The organism is Agromyces humi (genome assembly GCF_009720255.1).
Classification (GTDB): Bacteria; Actinomycetota; Actinomycetes; order Actinomycetales; family Microbacteriaceae; genus Agromyces; species Agromyces humi.
The window spans coordinates 1-761 of record NZ_WJSP02000717.1 but is presented as its reverse complement, the minus strand read 5'-3'; the positions used below and the strand labels follow the sequence as shown (position 1 = coordinate 761).

1 pseudogene is annotated in these 761 nt (G+C 73.2%); it reads left to right on the top strand.

Annotated elements, in window-relative coordinates:
- Positions 1–761 (top strand): annotated as a pseudogene (locus GH736_RS23755) (ABC transporter ATP-binding protein); the annotation flags it as partial.

The window sequence follows — 761 nt, the reverse complement described above, 5'->3', positions numbered from 1 at the left end:
GACGTGCGGGCGCGCTGCAGCTCGCCGCGTCGGGAACCACGGCCGGTGCGTCGCGCGACGAGGTGCTCGCGGCATCCGGCGGCACCGTCTTCGGCGGCGGCTTCAGCGAGTACCTGTCGGTGAAGGCCGAGGAGCGCGAACGCTGGCGGCGGCAGTACGACGACGAGCAGGAGGAATTGCGCCGCCTGCGGCTGTCGGCGAACGACGGCGCGCGGAACGTCTCGCACGGGCGCGCGGCCACCGACAACGACAAGTTCATCACCAAGTTCAAGCGGGCCAACGTCGAGCAGGCGGTGTCCCGACGGGTGCGCAACGTCGAGCAGCGGCTGGCGACACTCGAGCGGGAGCAGGTGCGCAAGCCGCCGGCGCTGCTCGAGTTCGCCGGCATCCCGTCGGGGTCGCACGCGCTCGAAGAGCCGTCTGGGCTGCTGCTCCAGCTGTCCGACGTGTCGGTCGCCGGCCGCCTGGAGGTGGAGTCGCTGCAGGTCGCGCCGCTGACCCGGCTGTTGGTGACCGGTTCCATCGGCGCAGGCAAGTCGACGCTGCTCGGCGTGCTGGCCGGCACGCAGGCCGTCGACGCCGGCACGGTGCACCGGCGGAGGGGGCTGCGCGTGCAGCTCCTCGAGCAGGACGTGCGATTCGCGGATCCGGATGCCACGCCACGGCGCCTCTACGAACGCGTGCTCGGTGCGCGCCGGGCCGAGCAGGTTCCGCTGACGAGCCTCGGGCTCATCGCGGCGCGCGACGCGGACCGCCCGGTC